The organism is Amycolatopsis sp. NPDC058340 (assembly GCF_042723975.1).
Classification (GTDB): domain Bacteria; phylum Actinomycetota; class Actinomycetes; order Mycobacteriales; family Pseudonocardiaceae; genus Amycolatopsis.
Window position 1 is genome coordinate 139057 of record NZ_JBHXIB010000011.1, and the last position, 26417, is coordinate 165473.

29 protein-coding genes are annotated in these 26417 nt (G+C 68.5%); 19 read left to right on the forward strand and 10 right to left on the reverse strand.

What is annotated here, in order from left to right:
• Positions 1-14 precede the first annotated feature (14 nt).
• From ACFWIW_RS16210 to ACFWIW_RS16220, 3 genes are all read right to left on the reverse strand, one after another.
• Entirely contained in the window at positions 15-800 is a 786-nt protein-coding gene (locus ACFWIW_RS16210) for an ATP-binding cassette domain-containing protein (protein ID WP_378369166.1), read from the reverse strand.
• Between the two features lie 132 nt (positions 801-932).
• Positions 933-2279: a wax ester/triacylglycerol synthase domain-containing protein gene (locus tag ACFWIW_RS16215; protein WP_378369167.1), complete on the reverse strand. Its 1347-nt coding sequence runs from the start codon at positions 2277-2279 to the stop codon at positions 933-935.
• Positions 2272-2505: a hypothetical protein gene (locus ACFWIW_RS16220; protein ID WP_378369168.1), complete on the reverse strand. Its 234-nt coding sequence runs from the start codon at positions 2503-2505 to the stop codon at positions 2272-2274. The genes ACFWIW_RS16215 and ACFWIW_RS16220 overlap by 8 nt, the downstream gene beginning before the upstream one ends.
• Positions 2506-2679: 174 nt before the next feature.
• On the opposite strand from ACFWIW_RS16220, the gene ACFWIW_RS16225 reads away from it, so the two are divergent.
• The 4 genes from ACFWIW_RS16225 (at position 2680) to ACFWIW_RS16240 (ending at position 7165) form a co-directional block, all read left to right on the forward strand.
• Positions 2680-5229 (forward strand): heavy metal translocating P-type ATPase, encoded by a 2550-nt coding sequence (locus tag ACFWIW_RS16225; protein ID WP_378369169.1) that lies wholly within the window; start codon positions 2680-2682, stop codon positions 5227-5229.
• Positions 5226-6677: a multicopper oxidase family protein gene (locus ACFWIW_RS16230; protein ID WP_378369170.1), complete on the forward strand. Its 1452-nt coding sequence runs from the start codon at positions 5226-5228 to the stop codon at positions 6675-6677. Before ACFWIW_RS16225 ends, ACFWIW_RS16230 begins: the two co-directional genes overlap by 4 nt.
• A 116-nt stretch (positions 6678-6793) precedes the next feature.
• Positions 6794-6952, forward strand: a complete 159-nt coding sequence (locus tag ACFWIW_RS16235; RefSeq protein WP_378369171.1) for a DUF6307 family protein — start codon at positions 6794-6796, stop codon at positions 6950-6952.
• A gap of 54 nt (positions 6953-7006) precedes the next feature.
• Complete coding sequence (locus tag ACFWIW_RS16240) at positions 7007-7165, forward strand: hypothetical protein (RefSeq protein WP_378369172.1); 159 nt, start codon at positions 7007-7009, stop codon at positions 7163-7165.
• A 34-nt stretch (positions 7166-7199) separates the two neighbouring features.
• Here ACFWIW_RS16240 and ACFWIW_RS16245 read toward each other — a convergent pair whose 3' ends face one another.
• The gene (locus ACFWIW_RS16245) at positions 7200-7856 is read right to left on the reverse strand and encodes a hypothetical protein (RefSeq protein ID WP_378369173.1); all 657 of its coding nucleotides are present in this window, start codon (positions 7854-7856) and stop codon (positions 7200-7202) included.
• A gap of 17 nt (positions 7857-7873) precedes the next feature.
• Between ACFWIW_RS16245 and ACFWIW_RS16250 the strand changes: the two genes are divergently transcribed.
• The 5 genes from ACFWIW_RS16250 (at position 7874) to ACFWIW_RS16270 (ending at position 11737) form a co-directional block, all read left to right on the forward strand.
• Complete coding sequence (locus ACFWIW_RS16250) at positions 7874-8068, forward strand: hypothetical protein (RefSeq protein ID WP_378369174.1); 195 nt, start codon at positions 7874-7876, stop codon at positions 8066-8068.
• 125 nt (positions 8069-8193) lie between these two features.
• The gene (locus ACFWIW_RS16255; RefSeq protein ID WP_378369175.1) at positions 8194-8451 is read left to right on the forward strand and encodes a hypothetical protein; all 258 of its coding nucleotides are present in this window, start codon (positions 8194-8196) and stop codon (positions 8449-8451) included.
• Positions 8452-8851: 400 nt separating this feature from the next.
• Positions 8852-9280: a nitroreductase/quinone reductase family protein gene (locus ACFWIW_RS16260; RefSeq protein WP_378369176.1), complete on the forward strand. Its 429-nt coding sequence runs from the start codon at positions 8852-8854 to the stop codon at positions 9278-9280.
• A gap of 183 nt (positions 9281-9463) precedes the next feature.
• Positions 9464-10444: a universal stress protein gene (locus ACFWIW_RS16265; RefSeq protein ID WP_378369177.1), complete on the forward strand. Its 981-nt coding sequence runs from the start codon at positions 9464-9466 to the stop codon at positions 10442-10444.
• Between the two features lie 93 nt (positions 10445-10537).
• Complete coding sequence (locus ACFWIW_RS16270; protein ID WP_378369178.1) at positions 10538-11737, forward strand: hypothetical protein; 1200 nt, start codon at positions 10538-10540, stop codon at positions 11735-11737.
• A gap of 88 nt (positions 11738-11825) precedes the next feature.
• Here the strand turns inward: ACFWIW_RS16270 and ACFWIW_RS16275 are convergent, their stop codons facing one another.
• A complete protein-coding gene (locus tag ACFWIW_RS16275) occupies positions 11826-12719 on the reverse strand; it encodes a class I fructose-bisphosphate aldolase (RefSeq protein WP_378369179.1) in 894 nt (297 codons plus the stop codon).
• Between the two features lie 283 nt (positions 12720-13002).
• On the opposite strand from ACFWIW_RS16275, the gene ACFWIW_RS16280 reads away from it, so the two are divergent.
• From ACFWIW_RS16280 to ACFWIW_RS16325, 10 genes are read left to right on the forward strand one after another with little or no spacing between them, the layout of a single operon-like run.
• Positions 13003-13260: a PLD nuclease N-terminal domain-containing protein gene (locus ACFWIW_RS16280; protein ID WP_378369180.1), complete on the forward strand. Its 258-nt coding sequence runs from the start codon at positions 13003-13005 to the stop codon at positions 13258-13260.
• The gene (locus ACFWIW_RS16285) at positions 13260-13913 is read left to right on the forward strand and encodes a phosphoribosyltransferase (RefSeq protein ID WP_378369181.1); all 654 of its coding nucleotides are present in this window, start codon (positions 13260-13262) and stop codon (positions 13911-13913) included. The genes ACFWIW_RS16280 and ACFWIW_RS16285 overlap by 1 nt, the downstream gene beginning before the upstream one ends.
• On the forward strand, positions 13910-15670 hold the full coding sequence (acsA, locus tag ACFWIW_RS16290) for an acetate--CoA ligase (RefSeq protein ID WP_378369182.1): 1761 nt from the start codon (positions 13910-13912) through the stop codon (positions 15668-15670). The genes ACFWIW_RS16285 and acsA overlap by 4 nt, the downstream gene beginning before the upstream one ends.
• Complete coding sequence (gene pdhA / locus ACFWIW_RS16295) at positions 15667-16656, forward strand: pyruvate dehydrogenase (acetyl-transferring) E1 component subunit alpha (RefSeq protein WP_378369183.1); 990 nt, start codon at positions 15667-15669, stop codon at positions 16654-16656. Before acsA ends, pdhA begins: the two co-directional genes overlap by 4 nt.
• The gene (locus ACFWIW_RS16300; protein WP_378369184.1) at positions 16653-17627 is read left to right on the forward strand and encodes an alpha-ketoacid dehydrogenase subunit beta; all 975 of its coding nucleotides are present in this window, start codon (positions 16653-16655) and stop codon (positions 17625-17627) included. Before pdhA ends, ACFWIW_RS16300 begins: the two co-directional genes overlap by 4 nt.
• A gap of 1 nt (position 17628) precedes the next feature.
• On the forward strand, positions 17629-18927 hold the full coding sequence (locus ACFWIW_RS16305; RefSeq protein WP_378369185.1) for a 2-oxo acid dehydrogenase subunit E2: 1299 nt from the start codon (positions 17629-17631) through the stop codon (positions 18925-18927).
• Positions 18924-19178: an acyl carrier protein gene (locus ACFWIW_RS16310; protein ID WP_378369186.1), complete on the forward strand. Its 255-nt coding sequence runs from the start codon at positions 18924-18926 to the stop codon at positions 19176-19178. The genes ACFWIW_RS16305 and ACFWIW_RS16310 overlap by 4 nt, the downstream gene beginning before the upstream one ends.
• Before the next feature lie 2 nt (positions 19179-19180).
• Positions 19181-20608, forward strand: coding sequence for a glycosyltransferase (locus ACFWIW_RS16315; RefSeq protein WP_378369187.1), 1428 nt, complete (start codon positions 19181-19183; stop codon positions 20606-20608).
• Complete coding sequence (locus ACFWIW_RS16320) at positions 20605-21525, forward strand: galactose-1-phosphate uridylyltransferase (RefSeq protein WP_378369188.1); 921 nt, start codon at positions 20605-20607, stop codon at positions 21523-21525. Before ACFWIW_RS16315 ends, ACFWIW_RS16320 begins: the two co-directional genes overlap by 4 nt.
• A gap of 53 nt (positions 21526-21578) precedes the next feature.
• Complete coding sequence (locus ACFWIW_RS16325; RefSeq protein WP_378369189.1) at positions 21579-22241, forward strand: DUF998 domain-containing protein; 663 nt, start codon at positions 21579-21581, stop codon at positions 22239-22241.
• Here the strand turns inward: ACFWIW_RS16325 and ACFWIW_RS16330 are convergent.
• The 5 genes from ACFWIW_RS16330 to ACFWIW_RS16350 all read right to left on the reverse strand — a co-directional run bounded on the left by ACFWIW_RS16330 (position 22234) and on the right by ACFWIW_RS16350 (position 26331).
• Positions 22234-23061: a universal stress protein gene (locus ACFWIW_RS16330; protein ID WP_378369190.1), complete on the reverse strand. Its 828-nt coding sequence runs from the start codon at positions 23059-23061 to the stop codon at positions 22234-22236. The genes ACFWIW_RS16325 and ACFWIW_RS16330 overlap by 8 nt on opposite strands.
• A gap of 43 nt (positions 23062-23104) precedes the next feature.
• A complete protein-coding gene (locus ACFWIW_RS16335; RefSeq protein ID WP_378369191.1) occupies positions 23105-23509 on the reverse strand; it encodes a hypothetical protein in 405 nt (134 codons plus the stop codon).
• 225 nt (positions 23510-23734) lie between these two features.
• Positions 23735-24136, reverse strand: coding sequence for a DUF302 domain-containing protein (locus ACFWIW_RS16340; protein WP_378369192.1), 402 nt, complete (start codon positions 24134-24136; stop codon positions 23735-23737).
• A gap of 38 nt (positions 24137-24174) precedes the next feature.
• Positions 24175-24963, reverse strand: coding sequence for a sulfite exporter TauE/SafE family protein (locus tag ACFWIW_RS16345; protein ID WP_378369193.1), 789 nt, complete (start codon positions 24961-24963; stop codon positions 24175-24177).
• Positions 24964-24972: 9 nt separating this feature from the next.
• On the reverse strand, positions 24973-26331 hold the full coding sequence (locus tag ACFWIW_RS16350; RefSeq protein ID WP_378369194.1) for a rhodanese-like domain-containing protein: 1359 nt from the start codon (positions 26329-26331) through the stop codon (positions 24973-24975).
• Between the last annotated feature and the right edge of the window lie 86 nt (positions 26332-26417).

Consider the following 26417-nt stretch of genomic DNA (forward strand, 5'->3'; position numbering starts at 1 on the left):
AACGGCCCTGAACGTCAGGACAGGACCCCAGCGCTCCCGAGCCGCTCCGAACAGCCGGCGGTCATCAGCTCGACGACCGCCTCCTTGGTGAGTTCGCGGGTCGCGTACACCCCGGCCATCCGGCCCAGGTACAGCACCGCGATGCGGTCGGCCACCGCGAAGACGTCGTTCAGGTTGTGGGACACCACCACAACGGCCAGGCCCCGCTCGGCCAGCCGCCGGATCAACCGGAGCACCACCTCGGTCTGCTGGACGCCCAGCGCCGCGGTCGGCTCGTCCATGATCACCAGTTTCGAATGCCACAGCACGGCCTTGGCTATCGCGACCGCCTGGCGTTGGCCGCCGGAGAGGGAACCGACCGGCTGGCGGACCGAGGTCAGCGTGGTGACGCCGAGGCCGTGCAGTGTCTCCTTGGCGGCCGCCTCCATCCGGTCTTCGTCGAGTGCCCAGTGCCGCAAGGGTTCCCGCCCGAGGAACATGTTCTGCACGACGTCGAGGTTGTCACAGAGGGCGAGATCCTGATACACGGTCTCGATACCGAGCGCCGCGGCGTCACGCGGGCCGCGGATCCGCACCGGCTCGCCCTGCCACAAGAACTCCCCCGCTTCCGGAACGTGGATCCCGGCGATGCACTTGATCAACACGGACTTGCCCGCGCCGTTGTCACCGACGAGCGCCGTCACCTGTCCCGCCGGGATGTCGAGGTCGACCCCGGACAGGGCGCGCAACGGCCCGAACTCCTTGATGACGCCCCGGACGCTCAGCAACGACGGCCCGGCGCCTTCGCACACTTCGGTCATCGACGTTCCTTCCGCCGCAGTTCCCTCGGTCCCAGCCAACCTCCTGCCACGGCTCCACGAAGCTGCCGTTCCACCCGATCCGCGGGGGACCAAAGGCCTTCCCGCCCGGCATCCCGTGTCTGGAGGCACCGCTCAAGCTCCGGGCCCTTCCCTGGCGATGCGGTCGAGTTCGGCGCGCAACGCGTGCGTCAGCAGATCCAGGTCGGGAAACCGGTCCGCATCCGCGATCGCGGTGACGACGACCGTGCCCGCGTAGGTGAACACCTCGAAGTAGACGGTCATGTTCCCGGTGCCTCCCGCCCCGATCGGAATGGCCGATCGGATCGGCCTGCCGTCGAAGGTGATCGGGTCGCCGGGACCGCGGACATGGCTGACCATCGTGTGCATGCGATGTTGATGGTTCAGGTACCACCGGTAGCCGCCCAGCGCGGCCAAGGGCCTGAACAGCCAGCCGAGCACGGCGACCGGCGGCGGCCCCTTGGCGGAAGACTTCTGCGCCCGAACGGCGGCCGACGTCCGCCGCAGGCGTTGCGTCAGGCCACCGGTTGCCGGAACGGACACCAACAGCGGGCTGACCATGTTCCCGCGCACGGGCTCCCCGGACGCGTGACCGGACACCGGAACGCCGATCGCCACGGTGTCGAGGGATTCTCCCCTGGCCACCAGTACCCGGTTCAGCGCTCCGGCCACCGCCACCAAGATCGCGTCGTTGACCGTCGCGTCGTATCGATGCGCCGCCGCCCGCAATTCCGTCGCAGGTATGCGGACAACAGTCATCCTGCCCCGGCCGCCGGTGCGCCTCAGCAGCGAGCACGGTACCGCGCGCGGAGGGTGCAGCCCTCCGGCCGCCGCCGTCGAGGCGCGCAGCGATCTCAGGCCCGCGGGGGCCCGCCGCACCGCGCGGAGCCGTTCCGACCACGCGTCACGAGCGAGCCGGCCGCGGGCCGGACGCGGCCGGGGAAAGGGCGTCCGGGGCGCGGGCCCGCCGGGGTCGACCAGGTCGGCCAGGATGGCGAGCCCGCCCACGCCGTCCGCGAGCACATGGTGCACCACGATCACCAGGGCGGTCTGCCCGCCGGCGAGCCCCGTCACGAACACCGCCGACCACCTCGGACCGGTACGGGGAATCTGCTTCGCAATGACGGAATACGCGAGCTCCAACAGAGCCCGTTCGTCCCCGGGTGCGGCGCATCGCACCACACCGAACAGGCGCCGGATGTCGAAACTCTGGTCATCGACCCAGATCGGCCCACCACACCCGAGTGGCGTCCGGATCAGTAGCTGCCGCAACCGAGGCACGGCGGCGACCCGTTCGGCGAGCAGCCACCGGACACGAGCCGGTTCGAACCCGTCGGCCTCGTCGAACCGCAAGATCAGTCCGAAATGCTCGGGAGCCCGTTCGGCGTCCATCGCCAAGAACGCACGGTCCGTCGGACTCGCCCGGTCGATCACCGGATACCCGGTCCCCGCGTCACCCACGGCCGTCGTCGCCGTGTCCCATTCCGCGCATCATCATCGCCATCATCGCGGCGCAGGCGACGGCGGCGACCAGTGCGCCGATACCGACGACATCGGTCGCCACCAGAACGATCGCGATCACCACCATCGGTACGCAGCAGGCGAACATCAACCACCCGTGCCCGCCGTGTTCTTTGCCGCCGCCGGAGCCGCGCAGGTCGGAGCGGGGATCGCGGGATGTGCTCATCGTGGGCTCCTCGGTGACGTCGGCACGAAGACCTGCCACCACCACGGTCACCTCCCCCGCCCACCGCGGCCAGGGACCTCCGCCTCATCAGCGCGGTCGCAAGGTCCCTACCTCCGCGAGCTGTCGGAGCGGAGAGTCGGCCCGGGCGACAGCCGACTTCACAAGGAGTCCCTCATGACCGTCTCCGACATCGCGGTCGTCGTTACGGCCGTGGCGGCCATCGCCGCGCTGGGCTGGTTCTTCTTCGGCCCCCGGCGGGCGCGGACCGCACAACTGGCCGGTGGAGTGCAGCGGGTCAAGGTCACCGTGCGCGGTGGCTACCGCCCGGACGTCATCCAGCTCCGTCAGGGCGTGCCGGTGGAGCTGGTGTTCGACCGGCAGGAAAGCGGCGACTGCACCTCACGGGTCGTATTCCCCGACCTTCACCTCGGCGCGGCGCTGCCCGCGTTCCAGCGCACGACCGTCCGCCTCACCCCGGCACGGTCCGGCTCGTTCGGCTTCGCCTGCGGCATGAACATGATCCACGGCACGCTCATCGTCGAACCGGGCACCGAGCCCGCTCAGCCGGACGGGAATGTCCAGGAATCGCCCGCACAGACGGCGGAAGCGGGCGCACCGGCAGCCGTCGACGCCGAGGTCGCCCAAGCCGAGGAACGGCGCGCCGAGATCACCGGCCTGACCCGCCTGGTACTCATCGGTGCGGTGCTCACCCTGCCGGTGTTGTTCGCGGTGATGACCCACTCCCTGTTCGGCGCGGACCGGGTGCCCGCCGTACTCCTCGACCACTGGGTCCAGCTCGTGTTGATCACGCCGGTGATGTTCTGTACCGGCTGGCCGATCCACCGCACCGGATGGCTGACCCTGGTCCATCGCGGCGCGGATATGAACAGCCTTATCACCCTGGGCACGACCGCCGCCTTTGGCTACAGCGTTCTCGTCACTCTCGCCCCCGGTCTCCTGCCCAGCGACCTGCGTGAGGTGTATTTCGAAGCCGTCGGCGTGATCCTCACCCTGATCATGCTCGGCCGGCTGCTCGAAGCACGCGCCAAGGCCGGCACCGGCGAAGCCATCCGAGCACTGCTCGGCCTGCGGGCCCGCACCGCGCGCGTACTGCGTGACGGCGACGAAGTCGAGACCCCGATCGACGAGGTGGCAGTAGGCGACGAAGTCCTGATCCGCCCGGGAGAGAAGATCCCGGTCGACGCGACCGTCCTGTCCGGACAGTCCGCCGTGGACGAGTCGATGGTGACCGGGGAGCCCATGCCTGCCACCAAACGCGCCGGTGACACGGTCATCGGCGCGACGATCAACACCACCGGCTCCCTGCGCGTGCGGGCGGCCAAGGTCGGTGCCGACACCATGCTCGCTCAGATCGTCAAGATGGTGCAGCAGGCACAGACGTCCAAAGCGCCGATCCAGCGCCTGGCCGACGCGACCTCCGCCTACTTCGTGCCGGTCGTGATGGCGATCGCCATCGCCGCCTTCGCCGTCTGGTTCGTCGCCGGCCCACCGCCCGCGCTGACGCTCGCCCTGGTGTCCGCGGTCGCCGTGCTGATCATCGCCTGCCCCTGTGCCCTCGGCCTGGCCACGCCGTTGTCGATCATGGTAGGGACCGGGAAGGGCGCCCGCGCGGGCATCCTGATCCGATCCGCCGAGGCGCTGGAGACAGCGCACAAGCTCGACACGATCGTGCTGGACAAGACCGGCACCATCACCGCCGGCGAGCCCGCCCTCACCGACGTCGAGGTCGCCGGGACACTGTCCGAATCCGCATTGCTCGCGCTGGTGGCTGTCGCCGAAGCCGACAGTGAGCATCCGCTGGCCACGGCGATCGTCGCCGGAGCCCGCGACCGCGGCCTCGCCGTGCCGTCAGCCACGGGGTTCGACTCGGTCACCGGCAAAGGCGTGCGAGCCGTCGTTGCCGGGCACGACGTGCTCGTCGGCACCGCGCGCCTGCTGACCGAGGCAGGGGTCGACACCAGGCGGCTCGACCCGATCAGCGAGCGGCTGGCAGGCGAGGGCAAGACCCCGATCCTGGCAGCGGTCGACGGCCACGCCGCGGGCGTCCTCGCGGTCGCCGACACCGTCAAGGACGACTCCGCCGCCGCGATCACCGCGCTGCACCAGCTCGGCATCGAGGTCGTCATGATCACCGGGGACGACGCCCGTACCGCCGCGGCGATCGCCCGTCAGGTCGGCATCACCCGCGTGCTCGCCGAAGTCCTGCCCGAACACAAGGCCGACGAAATCAGCCGCCTGCAAGCGGAAGGCCGCCGGGTCGGCATGGTCGGCGACGGCATCAACGACGCCCCGGCACTGGCCAAGGCAGATGTCGGGCTGGCCATCGGCACCGGAACCGACATCGCCATCGAAGCCGCCGACATCACCCTCATCTCCGGCTCACTCGCCGGAGTGGTCACCGCGATCCGCCTGTCCCGCGCCACCATGCACAACATCCGGCAGAACCTGTTCTTCGCGCTGGTCTACAACGCCATCGGTGTGCCCGTCGCGGCGGGAGTTCTCTACCCGCTGCTCGGACTGCGGCTGTCGCCGATGATCGCCGCCGCCGCGATGGCCCTGTCCTCCCTGTCGGTCGTCGGCAACGCCAACCGGCTGCGCCGCCACCATGCCGTACCGCTGCCCGATGCCGATGCCGAGGCGGTCGAACCCCGTGTCGAAACCGGCGCCGGCCGGGCAGCCGAGGGGGTGCCCACCCGACGATGAACACCATCGACCGCCGCACCTTCGTCCGCGCCGGGCTGGCGCTGGCCGGAACGGGATTGCTCGCCGGCTGCACCTCCCTCGGAACCGGCGCCTCACTGATCCTGCCCACCAGCCCCCGGATCGGGGAGGCGGAAGCACGGCGCCGAACCACCGGCCGCACCCACGAGTTCCGGTTCACCGCCCAGGCGGCCCAGGTCGACCTTGGCGGTCCGCAGGTGAACACCTGGACCTACGACGGCTCCGTGCCCGGCAGGGAGGTCCGCGTCCGCGTCGGTGACGTCATCCAGGCCGAACTGGCCAACCGGCTGCCCGCCGACACCACCATCCACTGGCATGGCTTGGCGCTGCGCAACGACATGGACGGCGCACCTCCACTCACCCAGGACCCCGTCGCACCCGGCGGCTCGTTCACCTACAGGTTCATCGCCGACACCCCCGGTACCCACTGGTTGCATCCCCACTCCGGCACCCAGCTCGACCGCGGCCTCTACGCGCCCGTCATCGTCGAAAACCCAGCCGATCCCGGCGGCTACGACCACGACTGGACCGTCGTGCTCGACGACTGGATCGACGGCACCGGCACCACCCCCGACGAGGTCCTCACCCGGCTGCGTCAAGGCGCGGGCGGCATGGGATCGAGGCACGGGATGGGTGGGAGCTTCGCACCGGGCGGCAACGTCCGCTACCCGTACTACTTGATCAACGGCCGAGTCCCGGCCGCGCCGGTCACGTTCACCGCGCGGCCCCGGCAGCGGGCTCGTATCCGGTTCTTGAACGCCGCCTCCGACACGGCCTTCCGTATCGCCCTCGGCTCACATCGCCTGCGGATCACTCACACCGACGGCTTCGCGGTCCGGCCCGTCGACACCGACACCCTGCTGATCGGGATGGGCGAACGCTATGACGTCACCGTCACCCTCGGCGACGGGGTCTTCCCGCTCGTCGCGCTGGCCGAAAGCAAGGACGCCACCGCATTGGCACTGGTGCGCACCGGCGGCGGAACCCCGCCACCGTCGTCGTTCCGTCCGCCGGAACTGAATGGCGAGCCTCTTGGCTACGACCGGCTCGTGCCGGTCGAGGAGGTGCAGCTGCCGGTGAAGACACCCGACGTGGAACACCGGCTCGACCTGACCGGCGGCATGATGAGCTACGACTGGGGAATCAACGGCCTGCCGTTCGACCCCGCACGGCGCCTGCTGATCCGCGAGGACCGACGCGTCCGGATCATCATTCGCAACCGGACGATGATGTGGCACCCCCTGCACATCCACGGCCACACCTTCCAATTGGGCGATACCGGCCCCCGCAAGGACACCGTCATCGTGCTCCCCGGCCGAACCGCCTCCTGCGATCTCGCCGCGGACAATCCCGGTCAATGGATGATCCACTGTCACAACACCTACCACCACGAAACCGGCATGGCGACCATCCTCGGCTATCAGACCTGACCTCGCCTCCAGAGTCGTTGATCTGTCGAGAACAGTGCCTTCCGCACTTCCTTCACAACCGCGACGGAGAGAACATCGTTCTGTCTAGAAGGCTCAACTGCCGGAAGGGGCGAGCAATGACCATGAACCCGACCTATGTATCGCGATACGACCAGCGAGTGAAGCTCGTGGAAAATGTGCTGAAGGAAAATTCAGCGTTGTCAGCCGAAGACTGTCACGTACTCGCCATTCGACTGCTGCGCGCCCTCGAGGAAATTCCCGAGAAAGTTCGCTGATCAGAACAAGCGTCTCGGAAACTCCACTGAATCAACTCTTCCGGAAGGTCGACCATGCTGATCCTCGTCATCACTCTCCTGGTAACCTGGTTGATTGTCGCCGTCATCGGATTCGCCTTCGAAGCTCTTTTCTGGCTGGCGATCGTCGGCATCGTTCTCTTCGTCGGCACCGCTGCGATCGGATTCGCCCGCCGCAAGGCCCTCCATCGCTGACCCGCCCGGCCGCATCCGTGAAGGCGGCTGAACGTCAGAAGTCGGCCGAGGCGGCCTCAGGCGGAATGCGTACGGCGATCTCACCGCCCAACACGGCGCCCTCGGCCAGGCGGAGCTTGTCGCCACTCCAGAACCGCCCGGCGTCGTACCAGCTCGGCCGGTGTCCTTGGGGCAGCAGGCCCATGGCGTCATAGGTGATCGCGACGATCTCGGCGCAATAGGCGGTCTCCAACGCGAGGTCGTCGGTGTCGCGCCTCTTGAACGGAAGCCGTCCGCCCAGCCAGCGAGAGGCGAGGCGGGCCGTCGACGGGAACGGAGTGCCGTTCAGCCGGGCGATGGTCCGCAGTACGGCATCCTCCATCTCGCCGCTGACCGTATGGTCGAGCTGGCGCAGCCAGACCCGTTGGTGGTATTTCTCGGCCCACACGACGACAGCCCGATGGAGGTCGTGCAACTGGGCACCACGCTGGCGGGCGCCCGTCCAGACGTCCGGCAGGGTACGGCCCAGCTCGGCGTGCCACAGCAGCGGTGGAAGGTCTTCGATCACCACCGCCATGCCGACGTGGTTGACCGGGCTGTTGGTCACGACCCGGATGGTGCGGTCGGCCACGGTCTGCCCCCGAAACAGCCACAGATCTCCTGTGCGCGTTAGGGCGACAGCCTCGTCGAGATCGAGTTCGGTGCTCGGCACAGCTGTAGCCTAGGCATATGCGCTGGTGGAAGGCAGTGGGCTTGGCCGGGCTCGTCGGAGTCGCCGCGACCGGAGCAGTGATCGCGCGCGAGGAGCGGCGGCGCCGCGCCTACACCCCGGACGAGATCCGCGAACGGCTCCACGCGCGTCTCGCCAAGACAGCGCCAGGGCAAGAAGGCTCCGCGCCGGGAAACCAACCGACGCGACAGTGATCCCGGTATCTCGCGACGTCGTACTGCCTCCGCTCGAAGCGGCGGTTGCCGAGGCGGCCAACGACCTCCCTCTCGGGACCATAGGTCCCTACCGCCCTCGGGCCGCACTGCGACACGGTGCCGGTATGACCGAAATATGGCGTAACGACTTGGAAGACGGCCGTACCGTCGAGGTCCGCGTCTATCAGGATGGCAGGCTGCTGCGACGCGAACTCTGCGAGTCCGATGAAGAGGCGACTGCCGTGGTGGAGCGGTGGTGCGAACTCGACGGCGTGACCTGCGAGGTCGACGACCTGGCCGCCCGGCACCGCGCCGGCGACATTCTCGAGCCCGAGCCGACCGACCTGCTCGACGAGAATTCCGCACCGGGCCCCCTCAGGTGAGCGAGCCGGCGGGACGCAGCTCGCGCTGACGGATGGCGGCCCCCATCGACGTCGTACAGGTGATCGTGACACCCGAGAGGTCGTCCGTGCCCGCCGGCCGTGTCGAGCGCACGCCACCGGCGAGCGGCGCGAAGACCGGCGTGAGTCCGTTCGTCCGAACTGTCGCGCACTGAGCGGACGCTCGTGACCAGTGACCCGGTCATTCGTGTGGCGCCGCATCGAGCTGAGCGCCTTCGGGCGGCACCGATGACGTGAAAGGCCTACGGACCCTGCCGCCGGAGGGCTTTGGCCCCTCACCGGCCACGGAACCGGCCGGGAACATCGTCTGAGTACAAGACGAATCGACGCGCGACGAGGTACGCCGACCGGTTGCTTTTCGTGAAGTGAAGGGACGATGGAAATGAAAGCGAAATGGCGCAGCCGGACCAGGCACGGTCGCATCACGGACGCGGTACGCGCCTTCAACAAGCGCGTGCTGAACCCCGTGATGCTGCGAATGGCAGGGCGACGGCATTGGTACACCGCCGTACTCCGGCACACCGGCCGTCGTTCCGGCAAATCGTACGCCACCCCTGTGGTCGCGAACCGCACCGAGAACGGCTTCATCATTCCCTTGCCGTACGGCACCGAAGTCGATTGGCTGCGGAACATGCGGACTGCAGGGCACGCCACCATCGACCTGAAGGGCGACAGCTACGAGGTGGTGAATCCCACGATCGTCGATGCGGCCATCGCCCTTCCACAGGTCTCACCCGGACGCCGACGGGCTTGGCGGTTCTTCGGCATCCAGCACTACGTGCAAGTGAGCATCCGCACCGGGCAGCACTGAATCCGCTGGACTCCGGATACCGGCGGTGTCGTTCGACCGGCACGAACGGCCGGAGCTGATCGAGATCCCGATTCGGAGGGGCCGATCCAGATTCGACCTCGCGACGAAGGGAATACGACCGTGTCACGACCAGAGTTCACCACCACCTCCACCCCTGGCGGGCCGCGGACCGGGTGGGACCCGATGCCCCGCCACACTCATACCCCCCTGTGCGGCAGCCGTGACCGGATCGTCGTGGGGATCGACGACTCACCACAGTCGATCTCCGCGCTTCGCTGGGCAGCGAGGGAAGCCCGGTTGCGCCACACCCACTTGCACATCGTCCACAGTCATCCCGAAGGCACCGACGGCATCGACCTGGAACGGGTATTGGCCCGGGCGTTCAAGACTTCGCCCGCGGTCGACATCGAGTCGCTCTCGGTGTCGGCGAAACCGCCCGAAACCTTGATCGCCGCCTCACACGGTGCCGCGTTGCTCGTCGTGGGGACCCACGTCCAAGGCGCGTTCGCCGAGGTGTTCAAGTCGATCGCCCGGCGCACTGTCGCGTTCGCGACCTGCCCGGTCGCAGTGGTGCCGGCCGAAGACGCCGTGACGGAAGCCGCACATGAGCGAGTCGTCGTCGGTGTCGATGACAGTTTCAGCGCGCGGGACGCGTTGTGGTGGGCCGCCAACGAAAGCCTCTACCGGACCATGGACGGCGGCCGGTGCGACCTGCATGTCGTCCATGTCGTCGCGTCGTCCACGCCGATCCCTCGCCGCCATCCGGACACCGGACTGATCATGGGCGGCACCACCGGCCACGACGAACTGACCGCACCCGAACGGCTTCTGCGGGCTTTGGCGACGGAGATCCTCATCGGCCCGCTGGCCGAGGTCGAGGTCAGCTTCGAAATCCGGCAGGCGGACATGCACGAACGAACCGGTGCGGTGACCGGCACCCTGATGGCCCTCGCCCGGAACGCCGACCTCCTGGTCGTCGGCGCACGCGGCTACGGTGCCTTCAGCGACGCGCTCTCCACGTCGGTGACGAGCAATGCTCTTCACGAAGCCATTTGTCCGGTGGTCATCGCCCCGGACGCCCGCGAGGACGTCCGGGGACGTATCCGCGCCGCCACCCTCGCGATGGAGCACGAACTGGCCCGCGGCGGCGCCATCCGCTGGTAAGCCGCCAGCGGTCGGCGGGTGATCGCCGTGCTCCGATCCGCAAACCCTCACGGCCGATCCGGCCCGAGGAAAACTCGGCGAGAGGACGCTTCGATGCAGGAAAAGAGCGATGGCCCGTTCAGGAAGTGGGCGGCGACAGGGCTGTCCTTGCTGATCGTGCTGTGCCTCACCACGAGTGAGGCGAGTGCCGAAACCACCGGCCGGGCGCCCCGTGCGGTGGACCTGGGGACCCTGCCAGGGCACGTTTTCAGCGAAACGGTGGCCTTGAACAACTTCGGTGAGGTCGCCGGAACTTCCCACGATGGGCAGCTGGCCGCGTCCCGTGCCGTGCGCTGGGACTCCCGCGGCCGGATCAAGGACCTCGGCGTGCTGCCCGGGACCAAACGCAGCGTGGCCAACGCGATCAACGAACGCGGGACGGTCGTCGGCTTCTCCTATACGGCCGACCTCGACGACAGCCGTGCCGTGCGCTGGGAACCCGACGGCCGGATGATCGATCTCGGTACGATCCCTGGCGGCATCAGCAGCTGGGCCGGCGGGATCACCGACCAGGGCATCGTCATCGGGGGTGCCCGGCTCGCCGACCGCCGCCATCGCGCGGTGAAGTGGGACCGGGACGGCCGGATCACGGATCTGGGTGCGCTACCCGGTGACTCTCAGGCGAACACGGCAGCCGTCGACGACAACGGCGTGGTTGTCGGTACCTCCTATGTGGACCTGGCGAACGCCCGTCCGGTGCGCTGGGACCGGAACGGCGCCGGCGCGCTGGCACTTCTGCCCGGAGACACCACTGGCAGTCCGTTGTGCGTCAACGACAACGGGGTAAGCGCCGGTAACGCCTACCGATCCGACTCCGGTCCCCATGCTCGCCGGTGGGATGGCCACGGCCGGGTCACCGAACTGAAACCTCCGCCGGGCGGTGTGCGCAGCCGGGCGAGCGCCATCAACGACCGGGGCACCGTCGTCGGCAGCGCCGACCTGGCCGATCAGCGGACTCATGCCGTCCGCTGGAGCCGGACCGGAGCCGTCATGGAATTGACCGCTCTCGGCGGGCCGAGCAGCGCCGTGGCGATCAACCTGTGGGGCACCGTCGCGGGCAGTGCTCAACGCGACGACGGCCGCGGCCACGCCGTTCGATGGGACGCCGCAGGCCGCATCACCGACCTGGGGACCCTTCCTGGCAGCACCTTGCCGAGCGAGGCAGTCTCGATCAATGACCGTGGCACCGTGATCGGCAACGCCTACACGGCGAACGGTGCCTGGCACGCGGCCCTCTGGCACACCGACCGCTGATGTCCGTGAAGGCCTCCTTGAGGGACTCTGGGTCCCTCAAGGAGGCCTTCACGGACATCACCCAGGCGAGAAGCCGCGAGTCATGGAATCAGGTCGATGGGTGCTTCGCCAGGATTTCCCGGAGTGCGGACACGAAGCGCAGTGATGCGTCATGGTCACGCTGCCAGACATTGCGGCCGAAGATCAGGCCCGTCGCACCGGCCTCCATCGACTCCCGTGCCTTCTCGAGCATCGCCTCGTCCCCCGCCTTGGTCCCGCCCGAGACCAGCACCAGCGTCCGGTTCGCCGACCGGACCACCGCGTCGATGGCCTGCTGCGACGTGAACTCCGCGTCGTACGTTCCCGGGACCTCCGCTCGCTTCTCCGGATGCGGGAAGTTCACCTTCACGACATCGGCGCCCAGTTCGGAAGCGGTACGCGCGGCGTAGTCGACCGCATAGAAGGAGTCCTTACCACCCTTGGCCTCGATCGCCTCGCCGCGCGGGTAAGCCCAGACGATCAGCGGCATGCCGAGCCGGTGCGCGTCGTCGCGCACCCGCCGGTACTGCTCGAAATCCGCCTCCTGAGAAGGAGTTCCGACATAGAGTGTGTATCCGACAGCGTCCGCGCCGAGCCGGACGGCGTCCTCGACGGTCGCGTTCACCGGGGAAAGGGCCCGCGCGTCGGAAGGGATATCGGTCTTTCCGTTCAGCTTGAGCACCAGCGGGATCTCTCCGGCGTAGTCCCAGTAGAACTTCTCGGCGAGGCCGATCTGCACGACGATCCCGTTGAATCCACCCTCGACGGCGAGCTTGACGATGTAGCGAGGGTCGCTCGCCGCCGGGTTCTCGAAGAAGTCCCGTGGGCCGTGCTCGAGTCCCTGGTCGTACGGCAGGAAGAACGCCGTCCCGTTACCGAGGCCGTGCTGATGCAGGATCCGGTGCAGCCTTGCCTTCTTTCCCGTGTTCAAGCCGAGTTCCGCCAGCGCGGGTCGATTCGCCATGGGATTCCTCCGTCTCTTCGTCCGGTTCGGGAGCGAGGCTCAGCACGGCATCCGTGGTGTCCGCTGCCACGATCGCGTATCGGCGGTCGAAGTCGAGAACCACGTGACCTGCGCGCGGTTTCGCCCGTGTCAACCGGAACCTTCGCCCACCGGGTCAGCGTATGACCAGGGCGGCCCGCCCCGCTGAGGCCGAACAGACCGCGCCGGAGGGACCTACGACCCTCGCCGCCGACCGAACGCCTCGGCGAGGCTCGAAGGACCTCGAAGCTGACGGGAGCACACCATGAACAAGCGATCCGGCGACCGGCGCAAACCCAACCCGGGCGCGCTCGGTTTCCTGGCCGGGGTTCAGGTGACCCTCGCTGTTGTCGCGTGGACCGATCTCGCGATGCGGCCCGCGGCCGAGATCCGTGGCTCGAAGCGTCGGTGGGCATTGATCATCGCCGTCAACTTCGCCGGCCCGATCGCCTATCTCACCTGGGGCAGACGGCCGATGAACCCGGCCACCGAGGCCGTCGGACGGCCACACGAGGAATCGTGATGCGCTTCCGCGACCGCCGTGAAGCGGGCCGCGCACTCGCCATGCGTCTGCGGTATCTCCGCGGGCACCAGGTCATCGTGCTCGGACTGCCGCGTGGCGGCGTCGTCATCGCCAAGGAGATCGCCGACGTTCTCGGCGCACCACTGGACATCCTGCTGGTCCGTAAGATCGGCGTTCCCGGCAGGCCGGAGCTCGCCATGGGCGCTCTCGGTGAGGGCGACGTCCTGGTCACCAACCACGACGTCGTCCGCGCTGGGGAAATCACCCGCACCGAGGTAGTCGCGGCCGCGGGGGCGCAACGTGCCGAACTGGCCCGCCGTTCCGCACTCTACCGGCGTGGCCGCCCACCGCTCCCAGTGGCCGGACAGACAGTCGTCTTGGCCGACGACGGAGTCGCCACCGGGAGTACCGTGTCCGCGGCGATCCGGGTCCTGCGGGCCCGCCAGGTGGGCAAGATCATCCTCGCTGTCCCCGTCGGCCCGGAACACGTCATCGACCAGCTCGGGCGCGATGTCGACCAGGTGGTCTGCTTGTCCGCTCCCCGCCGGTTCCGCTCGGTCGGCCACAGCTACGACGCATTCCCTCAACTCGCGGACGCCGATGTGCTCGCACTGCTGGACGACACACCGAATCCCCTCCGGAGGCCGTCATGAACTGGGCACCCATCACGAAAACGGCCGTCACCGCGAACCTCGACGAGTACGAACGTACCTACGAGGAATTCTCCTGGCGGAGCGCCCGAGAACTGCTCTCCGGACTACCTGACGGGCGTGGTTTGAACATCGCCTACGAAGCGGTCGACCGGCATGCCACCGGGCCGGAAGCCGGCAAGACGGCACTGCGCTGGCTGGATCGCGACGACGGGGTCCACGACTTCACCTACGCCGAACTCGCCGAACGTACTAACCGGTTCGCCGATCTCCTCACCGGGCTCGGGGTGCGCCGGGGTGAACGGGTCTTCACACTCCTCGGCCGTGTTCCGGACCTCTACATCGCGACCTTGGGGGCGCTCAAGGCCGGCTGTGTGCTGTCGCCGCTGTTCTCCGCTTTCGGCCCGGAGCCGGTCCGGCAGCGGATTCAGCTGGGCGAAGGCGCTGTCCTGGTGACCTCCCCCGCGTTGTACCGCCGGAAGGTCCGCCGGTTACGCGCCGAGCTGCCCTCGCTGCGGCATGTTCTGCTCACGGGAAGCGACGCCGAACCGGACACCATCGCACTCGAACCGGCAATGGCCGCGTGCAGCACCACGTACGAGATCGGTGCCACCGCACCGGAAGATCCGGCCTTGCTGCATTTCACGAGCGGTACCACCGGTACCCCGAAGGGCGCCCTGCACGTCCATGCCGCCGTCCTCGCCCACCAGATCACCGCGCGGTACGCGCTCGACCTCCGTGCGGACGACATCTTCTGGTGCACCGCCGATCCAGGCTGGGTCACCGGCATGTCCTACGGCGTCATCGCTCCACTCACCCTCGGTGCGACACTCGTCAGCGACGAGGGCGAGTTCGACGCGCGGCGCTGGTACCGCGTTCTCTCCTCGCAGCACGTCACCAACTGGTACACCGCCCCGACCGCGCTGCGGATGCTGATGCGCGAAGGCGACGCGATCTCCGACGGCTTCGATCTCTCCGCGTTGCGGTTCATCGCGAGCGTGGGCGAACCGCTCAATCCCGAAGTCGTGGTCTGGGGGCAGAAAGCGCTGGGCTTGCCGGTGCACGACAACTGGTGGCAGACCGAGACGGGCGCGATCATGATCGCCAATTTCGCGAGTGAGGAGATCCGGCCGGGTTCGATGGGCAGGCCGCTGCCGGGAATCGAGGCGGGCCTGCTCGCACGTGGGGACGACGGCCGGGCGAAGGTGGCCGGCGGTCACGTCCGCGAGATCACCGAGCCGGGCGTCGAAGGTGAACTCGCGCTCCGGCCCGGCTGGCCGTCGATGTTCCGTACCTACTGGGACGATCCCGCCCGTTACGCCAAGGCGTTCGCGGACGGCTGGTACCTCACCGGCGACGTCGCCCGCCGCGACGCCGACGGTTACTACTGGTTCGTCGGCAGGGCCGACGACGTCATCAAGTCGGCCGGGCACCTGGTCGGCCCGTTCGAGGTGGAGAGCGCTCTGCTGGCCCATCCGGCGGTGGCCGAAGCCGGGGTGATCGGGACACCCGATCCGGTCGCGGGTGAGCTGGTCAAGGCCTACGTCTCCCTCAAGCCGGGTCACGAACCCACCGAAGACCTCCGCCTCGACCTGCTCGCGTTCGGCCGCAAAGCGCTCGGCGCCGTGGCCCCCAAGGAGATCGTCTTCGACCAGCATCTTCCGCACACCCGCAGCGGCAAGGTCATGCGGCGGCTGCTCAAGGCGCGGGAACTCGGACTCCCGGAAGGCGATGTGTCCACTTTGGAAGGTGCACGATGAGCGAACGGCAGGCAGCGCGGACACCTCGTGCCAAACAACGACACGAGCTGCTCCGGCAAATGATACGGATCCGGCGGTTCGAAGAGCGCTGCGTCGAGTTGTACAGCGCGGCCTCGATCCGTGGGTTCATGCACCTCTACATCGGTGAAGAGGCGGTCGCCGCGGGGATCATGCACGCCGCCGGGGCAGAAGACCCGGTGGTGTCCACCTATCGCGATCACGGGCACGCACTGGCGCGGGGCCTCTCGATGGAGGCGGTGCTCGCGGAGATGTACGGGCGCACCAACGGATGCAGCCGCGGCCGTGGCGGATCGATGCACCTCTTCGATGCCGGACACCGGTTCTACGGTGGCAACGCGATCGTCGCCGGCGGGCTTCCGGTGGCCGTTGGACTGGCGCTCGCCGACCGGATGCGCGGCAGACCCACCGCCACCGTGTGCCTGTTCGGAGACGGTGCCGTGGCGGAAGGCGAGTTCCACGAATGCCTCAACTTGGCCGCGCTCTGGCGGCTGCCGGTCTTGTTCTGCTGCGAGAACAACCTCTATGCGATGGGCACGGCGATCGAACGCGCGCAGGCCGAAACCGACCTCGCCGTCCGCGCGGCGTCCTACGGAATGCGGTCATGGCCGGTCGACGGGATGGACGCGGTCGCGGTCGCCGAGGCCGCCGAGCGCGCGCTGGAGGGCATCCGGGGCGGTTCCGGGCCGTGCTTCCTCGAATTGCGCACTTATCGCTTCCGCGCACACTCGATGTACGACGCCGAACGGTACCGGGAAAAGTCCGAAGTACAGGAGTGGAAAAAGCGCGACCCGATCGAGAAGATGACAACGCTGATGCGAGAAGACGGCGAACTCACCGACGACGACATCGCGGCTATCGAGTCCGAAGTGGACAAAGAGATCCAGGACGCGATCGCGGCCGCCGAAGCCGGCCCGCTCGAGCCCGTCGAAGACCTGACCCGGTTCGTCTACTCGGAGCGACCATGACCAAGACGACGTACCGCGAGGCCTTGCGCGAAGGTCTCCGCGAAGCACTCAAGGAAGACGAGCGGGTCTTCATGATGGGCGAGGACATCGGCCGGTACGGCGGCTGCTTCGGGGTGAGTCTCGGGCTGCTGGAGGAGTTCGGGCCCACCCGGATCCGCGACACACCGTTGTCCGAATCCGCCTTCGTCGGCGCCGGAATCGGCGCGGCGCTCGGCGGGATGCGGCCGATCGTCGAGATCATGACGGTCAACTTCAGCCTGCTCGCCCTCGACCAGATCCTGAACAACGCCGCCACTCTGCTGCACATGTCCGGCGGCGCGCTCAACGTCCCGCTCGTCATCCGGATGACCACCGGCGCCGGACGCCAGCTCGCGGCCCAGCATTCGCACAGCCTCGAGGGCTGGTACGCGCATATCCCCGGCCTCAAGGTGATCACTCCGGCGACACTGGAAGACGCACGGGGAATGCTGCTGACCGCGCTACGCGACCCCGACCCGGTCCTGCTGTTCGAACACGGCGCGCTCTACAACGTCTCGGAGGAGCTCGCCGACGACGCGGGCGCGGTGGACATCGAGCATGCGGCCGTCCGGCGGAGCGGCAAAGATGTCACGATCACCGCGTACGGTGGCACGCTGCGCACCGCGCTGACCGCCGCGGACGAACTCTCCACGCAAGGCATCGACGCCGAGGTCATCGACCTTCGTGTCCTCCGCCCGCTCGACGAAGCGACCGTCATCGCCTCGGTCACCCGGACCCATCGGCTGGTCGTCGTCGACGAGGGCTGGCGCAGCGGCAGCCTCTCCGCGGAGATCGCGGCCCGTGTCGCCGAGAAGGCGCTCTACGAACTGGACGCGCCGATCGAACGAGTATGTGCGGCCGAGGTGCCGATCCCGTACGCCAGACAGCTCGAAGAGGCGGCGCTTCCCCAGCCGTCGGACATCGTGGCGGCGGCGAAACGAGCGGTGGGCTGAGATGGCCGACTTCCTGATGCCTTCGCTCGGCGCGGACATGGACTCGGGCACCGTCATCGAATGGCTGGTGGCGCCGGGAGACGAGGTCCACCGCGGTGACATCGTCGCGGTCGTCGACACCGCCAAGGCGGCCATCGAGGTGGAATGCTTCACCTCCGGGACCGTGGAAGAGATCCTGGTGCCGCCGGGGACCTCGGTCGCGGTCGGTACTCCGCTGGCCCGGATCGGCTCCGCCGTACCCGGAAAGGAGCCGGAGGCACCCACCGCACCTGCCCCGGTGCCGGCACCACGCGCGGAGCTGCCGCGCAAGATCGCGCGCGGGTTGGCGAACCCGCCGGCACGCGCCTTCGCCACCCAGGTCGGGGTCGATCTGGGCACCGTGCACGGAACCGGCCGTGATGGCCGGATCACCCACGCCGACGTCGAACGCGCCCGCGCGCGACACCGCACGGCCGAGATCGGTGCCCGGCCGTTCAAGGTCTCGCCCTACGCCCGGCGGCTCGCCACGGAACGCGGTATCGATCTGGGATCGCTCGAACCCAGCGCCGCCGACGGCGCGCTTCACGCTCGCGACCTTCCGGCCGTCACACCGCCGTCCACGGCGCCGGTGACCGAACCACCGCGGCACACCGTCGATCCAGCCGCCTTGCGGCAGACGATCGCCACCCTGATGGCTCGTTCGAAGCGCGAGATCCCGCACTACTACCTGTCGACGACGATCGATCTGAAGGCCGCGACCGACTGGCTGCGAGAGCACAACCTCAAGGCGCCGATCCCCGAGCGGATCGTCCCCGCGGCCTTGCTGCTCAAGGCAACGGCCGTCGCCGCTCGCGAGGTTCCCGAGCTCAACGGCCACTGGGTCGACGGTGCCTTCCGGCCGTCGGCCGAGATCCATCTCGGTGTCGCGGTCTCGTTACGCGGCGGCGGCCTCATCGCCCCCGCGATCGCCGACGCCGACCAGCTCTCCCTGCCGGAGATGATGCGGCGGTTGCGCGATCTGGTGTCCAGGGCACGATCGGGTTCCCTGCGCTCGCGAGAGCTGACGACCGCCACACTCACCGTGACCGACCTCGGCGACAACGGCGTCGAGTCGGTCCACGGCGTCATCCATCCGCCGCAGGTGGCGCTCGCCGGCTTCGGAGCGATCAGCCGGCGTCCCTTCGCGGTCGGCGACCTCCTCGGAGTACGGCCGCTCGTCACCGCGACGCTCGCCGGCGACCACCGCGCGACCGACGGCGCGACCGGCGCCCGATTCCTCAAGCTCGTGACCGCCCTGCTGCAGAAACCGGAGGAGCTATGACCCAGCCACTCACCCAAGACCGGGCACATGCGGCGATCCGCACGGCGCTACGCGGATTCGCCACCGAAGCCGACCTGGAGACACTGGATCCCGGTGAGAACCTTCGCGAGGCACTCGAACTGGATTCGCTGGACTTCCTGACCTTCGTGGAACGGCTATCCGGAGATCTCGGGACACGGATCGAAGAGGCCGACTACGCCAAGCTGTCCACACTGGATTCCACCACCGAATTCCTGCTGACAAGGGGCTAGCCGTGCTCCAGACCGTGGACGTCGGCGAACTGGCGATCGAGGCGTACCGCTCCATCGTCCCCGACCAGATCATGGAACCGTTGCTCGAGACCGCACGGGCCCTTCGCGGCGTGAAAGTGCTGCATCTGAGCGCCACCCCGTACGGAGGCGGTGTCTCCGAGCTGCTGCGCTCCTCGGTGCCGCTGTACAACGATCTCGGTATCGAGACGACATGGAAGATCATCAGTGGGAAGCCGCCGTTTTTCACGGTGACGAAGAAGATGCACAACGCGCTCCAAGGCGAGACCAAACAGCCGATCACCGTGGCGGATCGGATCCTCTACGAGCGAACCGCCCGGGAAAACGCGGCCGAACTCTCGGCGGATCCGCAGTTCGGCGAGTTCGACTTCGTCTTCGTCCACGATCCACAGCCGTCCGCCGTACTGTCCTTTGTGGATATAACGGCCGCGTCGTGGATCTGGCGCTGCCATATCGACACCTCGGCCCCGGCGCCCGAAGCCTGGGACTACCTCAGCGGGTTCATCTCCCCCTATGACGCGACCGTGTTCACGATGGCGAGCTTCGCACCGCCGGATCTGCCCCGTGGGCGGGTCGACATCATCCCGCCGGCGATCGATCCGCTGAGTCCCAAGAACATGTCACTCGACGATCGCACGGTGCACGCGGTCCTCAACTGGATCGGCATCGAACCCGGCAGACCGCTGATCACGCAGGTCTCCAGATTCGATCCGTGGAAGGACCCGCTCGGAGTGATCGAGGCGTTCCGGATAGTGCGGCGCGACGTACCGGACCTTCAGCTCGCCCTGGTCGGTTCGATGGCACTGGACGACCCGGAGGCGTGGGATGTGTACAGCACGATCAGCGCCGAGACCGCGGGCGACCCGGCCATCCACCTGTTCACGAATCTCACCGGAGTCGGGAACATAGAGGTCAACGCCTTTCAACGGATGTCGACCGTGATGGTGCAGAAGTCCATCCGGGAAGGGTTCGGCCTGGTCGTCTCGGAAGCACTCTGGAAGGGCACTCCGATCGTCGCGGGTGCGGCGGGTGGCATCCCGCTTCAGGTGGCGGACGAGTCAGGCGGCCTGCTCGTCGATTCGGTCGACAGCTGCGCCGAGGCGATCGGCACCCTGCTCGCCGATCCGGCGCCGGCCGCCGCACTCGGGGCCGCCGGACGGGAACGCGTCCGGCGGCACTTCCTGCTGCCCCGCCTGTTACTGGACGAGCTGACCTTGCTCGAAGGCATCGGACGCGGAGCGGCCCCGTCCGAGCTGACCACCTCGGGTGACCATCGCGACCCGGTCTGCGGGATGACCACCTATACCGCCGATCCCGCACTGGCGGCCGAGTTCGACGGACAGAGGTTCCGCTTCTGTTCGCGCCGCTGCCAAGAGATCTTCACCCGGTCCCGGGCGGGAGCACATCCATGACGGCGCGACGATGGCACGGCGGCGAGCTCCGGCAGGACAGGCTCACCGGCGACTGGGTAATACTCGCTCCGGGCCGGGCGACTCGGCCGCACGGAAGCGGCGGACCGTGCCCGTTCTGCCCCGGCGCCGGCGAGGACACCCCACCCGAAACGTGGCGGCTGCCCGGTCCGGGCGGGAGTGGCTGGCAGGTCCGCTCCGTTCCCAATCGCTACGCTCTGTCCGACCGGCACGAGGTGATCATCGAGTCACCCGACCACAAGTGGGATTTCCGCACCGCGGCCGACGCCGAGGCCGAAGCCGTGCTGCACGCGTGGCAGCAGCGGCATCTGGCTCTGCGAAAGACCGCCGCCCAAGTGGTGATCTTCCGTAACCATGGCCTGGCAGCGGGGACTTCGAGACCTCACCCGCATTCCCAGATCGCCGGGCTGCCCGTGCTTTCGCGGTCCGCGCGGCGGGGGCTCGAACTACTTCGCGACCATCCGCGTGGGCACCGGTTCGCCGAAGAGCAACTAGCCGCTGAACTCGCCGCAGGCACCCGGATCGTGCACACCGGGCCGCACAGCGTCGCGTTCGCCCCCTTCGCCCCGAACACCGCTTTCGAGGTCCGGATCGTCCCGCGAGCCTGCCAGGCCGACTTCGCCGCCGTCCCGCGTGCGGAACTCGCCGACGTCGCGCGAACCCTGCGCATGCTGCTTCAAGCACTCGATGAGGAACTCGGTGATCCGGCGTACAACCTCGTCGTGGAGACCGCGCCGACCGGCTGGGAACGGGCGCCTTTCCTGTCCTGGTCCCTGCGGGTCCTGCCGCGGCTGGAGATCGCCGCGGGTCTCGAACTGGCCACCGGTATTCCCGTCGTGACCGCGACACCCGAAGACACGGCGGCGGCCCTGCGCGCGAGGATCGGTGCCCTTGCCTGAGCCCTGCCGCAGCTGAAGACGTCTGCCGGATCACCGAGATGACGGAGAAACCCATGTCCCCCAGCGATATCGTCGCTCTGCGCGACCGAACCGCGAACAAGAGCCTGCTCATGGCCGCTGCCGCGGCGGTCGTGGTGTACATCGCCGGGGACATCCTCTCGGCCTCGTTGTACGACGGCTACAGCTATCGGGACCAGGCGATCAGCGAACTGACCGCTTTCGGGTCGCCCGTCCGGCCGATGATGGTGACGGTCGTCCTGATCCACAACGCCTTGTTGCTGGCGTTCGGGATCGGCATCCTCCGCGTGGCCCGGCGCGGGATCGTGGGGTGGCTCGGCGCCCTCCAGGTCGCGGAGTTCGTCCTCGTGGGCATCGCGACGCACACGTTCTGGGCGATGAGTTCACGCGGAACGGCGCCAGGATTCAACGACACCATGCACATCGCCCTGTCGGGCGTGTTCAGCCTGCTCGTCGTGACGATGATGATCCTCTCGGCCGTCGCTTTCCCAGGCGGATTCCGCGGCTACGCGCTCGCGACGACGATCGTGGTCGTCGCCTTCGGCATCGCGTCTTCGCTCGCGATGCGTGGGCTCGCTCGGAACGACACCCCGTGGGCCGGGGTCTTCGAGCGGATCAACGCCTACGCCTACTTCGCCTGGCTGGTGGTTCTGGCCGCGACGATTCGTCGCGAGCTCTGTTCTCCCGGCGTCAGGTGAGAATGCTCTGACCGCCCGCCCGCGCCGCAGGACCGGCACAGACACCCGAGACGACGGCGACCGGGCACCGTGCGCGTTCCAGGACCTCGTGGCTGGTGACGCCGAGAATCGGCCTGGTATGCAGTCGCCTGCCATGGGAGCCGACCACGAGCAGCCCGGCGTCGGCGGATTCCCCGAGCAGCCCCCGGGCCTCGTCACGCTGACGAACAAGGCGCGGCAGGATGTCGACATCGGGCCAGGCGGATGCCGTGGTCTCCGCGCATGCCGCGAGCAGTTTCTCCGCATCGGACTCGGCGTTTCGGTCGTACCACACCCGCACCGGCACAAGCGGGCGCTGCCGCAGGGCGGCGGTCTCGGCGGCGAACGCCAGCGCCGTCTCGCCGGCGGGTGAATCGTCCACGCCGACGACGACCGGCCCCGGGGCCGGATCGGCCGCACGGAGGACGACCACCGGCGACACCGCCCGGGCGGCCACCATTCTCGTGACATGCCCCAGGTAAGGCCGGTCGCGTCCCGCCGCACCGAGCGCGACGAGCGAACTGGAGGCGGACCGCTGGATCAGGGTCTCCACCACATCACCGGGTTCGGCCACACAGCGCACCGTCAGTTCGGGAGCGGCCGCGGTCGCGACCGCCGACGCGGCACGCAGGCACCGTGTGCCGTATCCGCCGGCCGGGTCCCGATCGGAGACGGGTGCGTAGATCCAGAGAAGTTCCAAGGGCACACGACGGCGCGCGGCCTCCGTCGCGGCCCAGCCGACAGCGGCCAGACCTGGACTCGAACCGTCCACGCAGGCCAGAACCGGAGATTCACTGTCCACAGTCGTCACCTTCCGAAAGGAATGCTCAGGCGCCCACCATCGGTCATGTGGCCACGTTCCGCCCGGCGCCGGCCGCGCGACTGCGCAGGAAGGCCTGGCACGCGCCAAGGAGGTCTTCCCGGGTGGCGACCGCGACACGCTGCCGGATCCCCTGCGGGATCAGAGGTTCACCCGATCCCGGGGCCGGAGTCACCACGACCGGTACCCTGGCACGCAGAGCGCAGACCACGCCGAATTCCCGAGCGGTCAGCTCCGCCTCGTGCGAGCGGACATCGACGGCGAGGTCCGGCGGATCGGCCTCGTCGAGGGGACAGGTCCCGCCTGGGGAGAACGCCCGGCAGATTCCGGACCGGACATGACATGCGCTGACGCGGCAGCCCGCTTCGCGCAGCGCTTTCGCGACTGCGTCGGAATCGCCGAACACGGCCTCGGTCAGCAGGACTCGCATCGCATTCCTCACTTCCGTCGTCTTCCAGCATGTTTCGTTGAAAGTGCACACGGGAGTGGCCGTAGACCCCGATGACCAGGGCCCTTCGGCACCGCTATCGGGACGCCTTCCTGCCAGTGCCCCGGCACGACGAGCAGGCCGTTCTTCCCCTGCCCTGGCACGATGCGCACTTTCCTTCTCCTGTTCCGTGACACCACATGCACTTCACGTCCGCTCTCCTTCCGTTCACCCCAGGGGCGTGGTCAAGGTTTCGAGCGCCGCACGGATGCGCTTGCCCGCCTCCTCGGCGACGGGGCGGAGCTCTTCGCGTTCCGGCACGTCGATCATCACCCGCGGATCGAGCGCCTGGACCAGGGTGCGCTCGGCGCCGACGGCGCGGACGACGACATTGCAGGGCAGCAGCAGACCGATCATGCGATCCACCTCCAACGCGCGGTGGGCCAGCGTCGGGTTGCACGCGCCGAGGATCACGTAGGGCTCCATGTCGGCGTCGAGCTTCTCGCGCATGGTCGCCTTGACATCGATCTCGGTCAGCACCCCGAAGCCCTGCTCCTTCAGTGCCGCGCGCACTTCTGCGACAGCCTTCTCGTACGGCAGTTCCAGGGTGACACTCAGGTCGTACCTCATGGTGATCATTCCTTTCTTTCCTTATCCGAGCCCGCGGCTCATCCGCCGTGCAGTGCGGCGGGTGCGAATGCCGCCGCGGCCGCGACTCCAGCCGCGACCGTCAGAACCAGAGAAGCGAACGTCCGCCGGACGGTTCGCTCCGGCAGCCGGCCTCCGAACCGGCCGGCCACCAGCGAAGCCAGGAGGGCCGCTCCGGCGAAAGACAGTGCGACGGCGAGGTCCGGCACAGTGGCCGCGTGGGCGGCCAGCCCGCCCAGCGAGGTGAGCACGATGACCACCAGCGAGGTCGCGACCGCTTCCGGCGCGGTGAGTCCCAGCAGCATGGTCAACGCCGGCACGATGACGAATCCACCGCCGACACCGAAGAGACCGGTCAGCACGCCCACGACGGCACCGGCGCCCAGCGCCTTGGGCAGGCATCGGCGCCAGTTCACCTCGCCCACGCCGACGCGGCAGGCACCTTCCGGCTCGCTGGTGGCCGTGAGCATCCGTACCGCGACCACCGTCATCAGGACGGCGAACGCGACCAGCACCCATCGGTCCGGCAGCAGCCTTCCGAGTGCGGTACCGGCGAACGCGGCCGGCACGCTCGCCGCGGCGAAGACGAGCGCGACGGGCCAGCGAATCACCCTCGCCCGCCACCTGGCCACCAGACCACCGGACGCTGACACCGCCACGACCAGCAGCGACGTCGGGATCGCCGCACTGAGCGGCATTCCGACGCCGTAGACCAGTGCCGGAATCGCCAGGATGGAGCCGCCCGCACCCAGCACGCCCAGTGCGGATCCGATGACGAGGCCGAACGCCACGGCCAGCAGCATCGTCATGCGTCGGCCTCAGCCTGCGACCATCGGCAGCCCGGCCCGCGCCGCCCGATCGAACTCGTCGTCGACCGCGACGACCCGGTGCCCGGCGGCCGCGAGCACCGAAGCCGCGATCGAGGCACGATAGCCCGCCTGGCAATGCACCCAGACTTCACCGGCGGGCACCTCGCCAACGCGGCCCAGCAGCTCGTGCAGGGGGACGTGCAGGGCGCCGTCGATGTGGTTCCGGGTCCATTCCAGGTCGCGCCGGACATCGAGAACGGTCACCGGCCGGTGATGGCGGACCATGGCCAGCTCTTCGAAGCGTGCACGGGGAAACGTGCCCAGTGACGCACCGCCCGACCAGTCCACCGGAGCGCCCGTGGCCGCGGTCTCGACGCGGTCGACGCCGATCCGGAACAGTTCACGTTGCGCTTCGGCGACCTGTCCCGGGGTCTCACCGAGCAGGGAGAGTGGGGTGCCCCAGGGGATGAGCCAGCCCAGGTAGGTGGCGAAACTGCCGTCTATGCCGAAGTTGAGGCTCCCGACCAGGTGACCGGCCGCGAACGCGGTCCGTGAGCGCAGGTCCACCACCCACTCCCCCGCTTCGATGCGCGAGCGCAACTCGCCGGGTTCGGCCTTCACGGGCGCGGTGAGGTCTGGGGCGTCAGGACCCGCGCTGTTCGCCGGGCCCATGTGCGCGTAATAGGCCGGATAGGCGTCCAGGCCGGCGAGCAATTCGTCGACGTAGGCACGTTCGTCCTGGTTCAGCACCGGGTTGACCTGCTTCTCCCGGCCGATCGTCGACCGGTCGGCTGCCGACTGGGTGGCGGAGCAGAAACTGCCGAAGCCGTGCGTGGGATAGATCTCGGCGTCGTCCGGCAGTAGCTCGGCCAACCGATGCGCGGACGCGTACTGGCGCTTCACCAGCTCGCCGGTGTTCTCGGGGCCGAGCAGGTCGGGACGGCCGGTCGAGCCGTACAGCAGGGAACCGCCCGTGAACACGGCCGGGCCCCGGCCCGGTGCTTCCAGGACATAGGACAGATGCGTGAACGTATGCCCTGGTGTCGCCAGCGCACGCACGCGCATGGTCCGCCCGACTTCGACCACGTCACCGTCCGCGACAGGTGCGCGTTCGAAGGAGACCGGATCGGCGGCGTTCACATGATATGCCGCCCCCGTGGCGTGAGCCAGCGCGAGTCCACCGGTCACGTAGTCGTTGTGGATATGGGTTTCGAACACGTCCGTGACCCGCAGCCCGCGCACTTGGGCGAGGTCCAGGACGCGATCGATGTCACGCTGGGGGTCGACCACGAACGCCACCTCGCCATCGCCGACGAGGTAACCGCGGTCGCCCAAGGTCGGCGTGTCGATGGGGATGATCTCGATCATGCTCCTCCTTTCGATACCCCCAGGGGTATACAAATCCAGGGTAGCGCAACCGGCCCGACGACATACTGATACCCCGGGGGGCATCG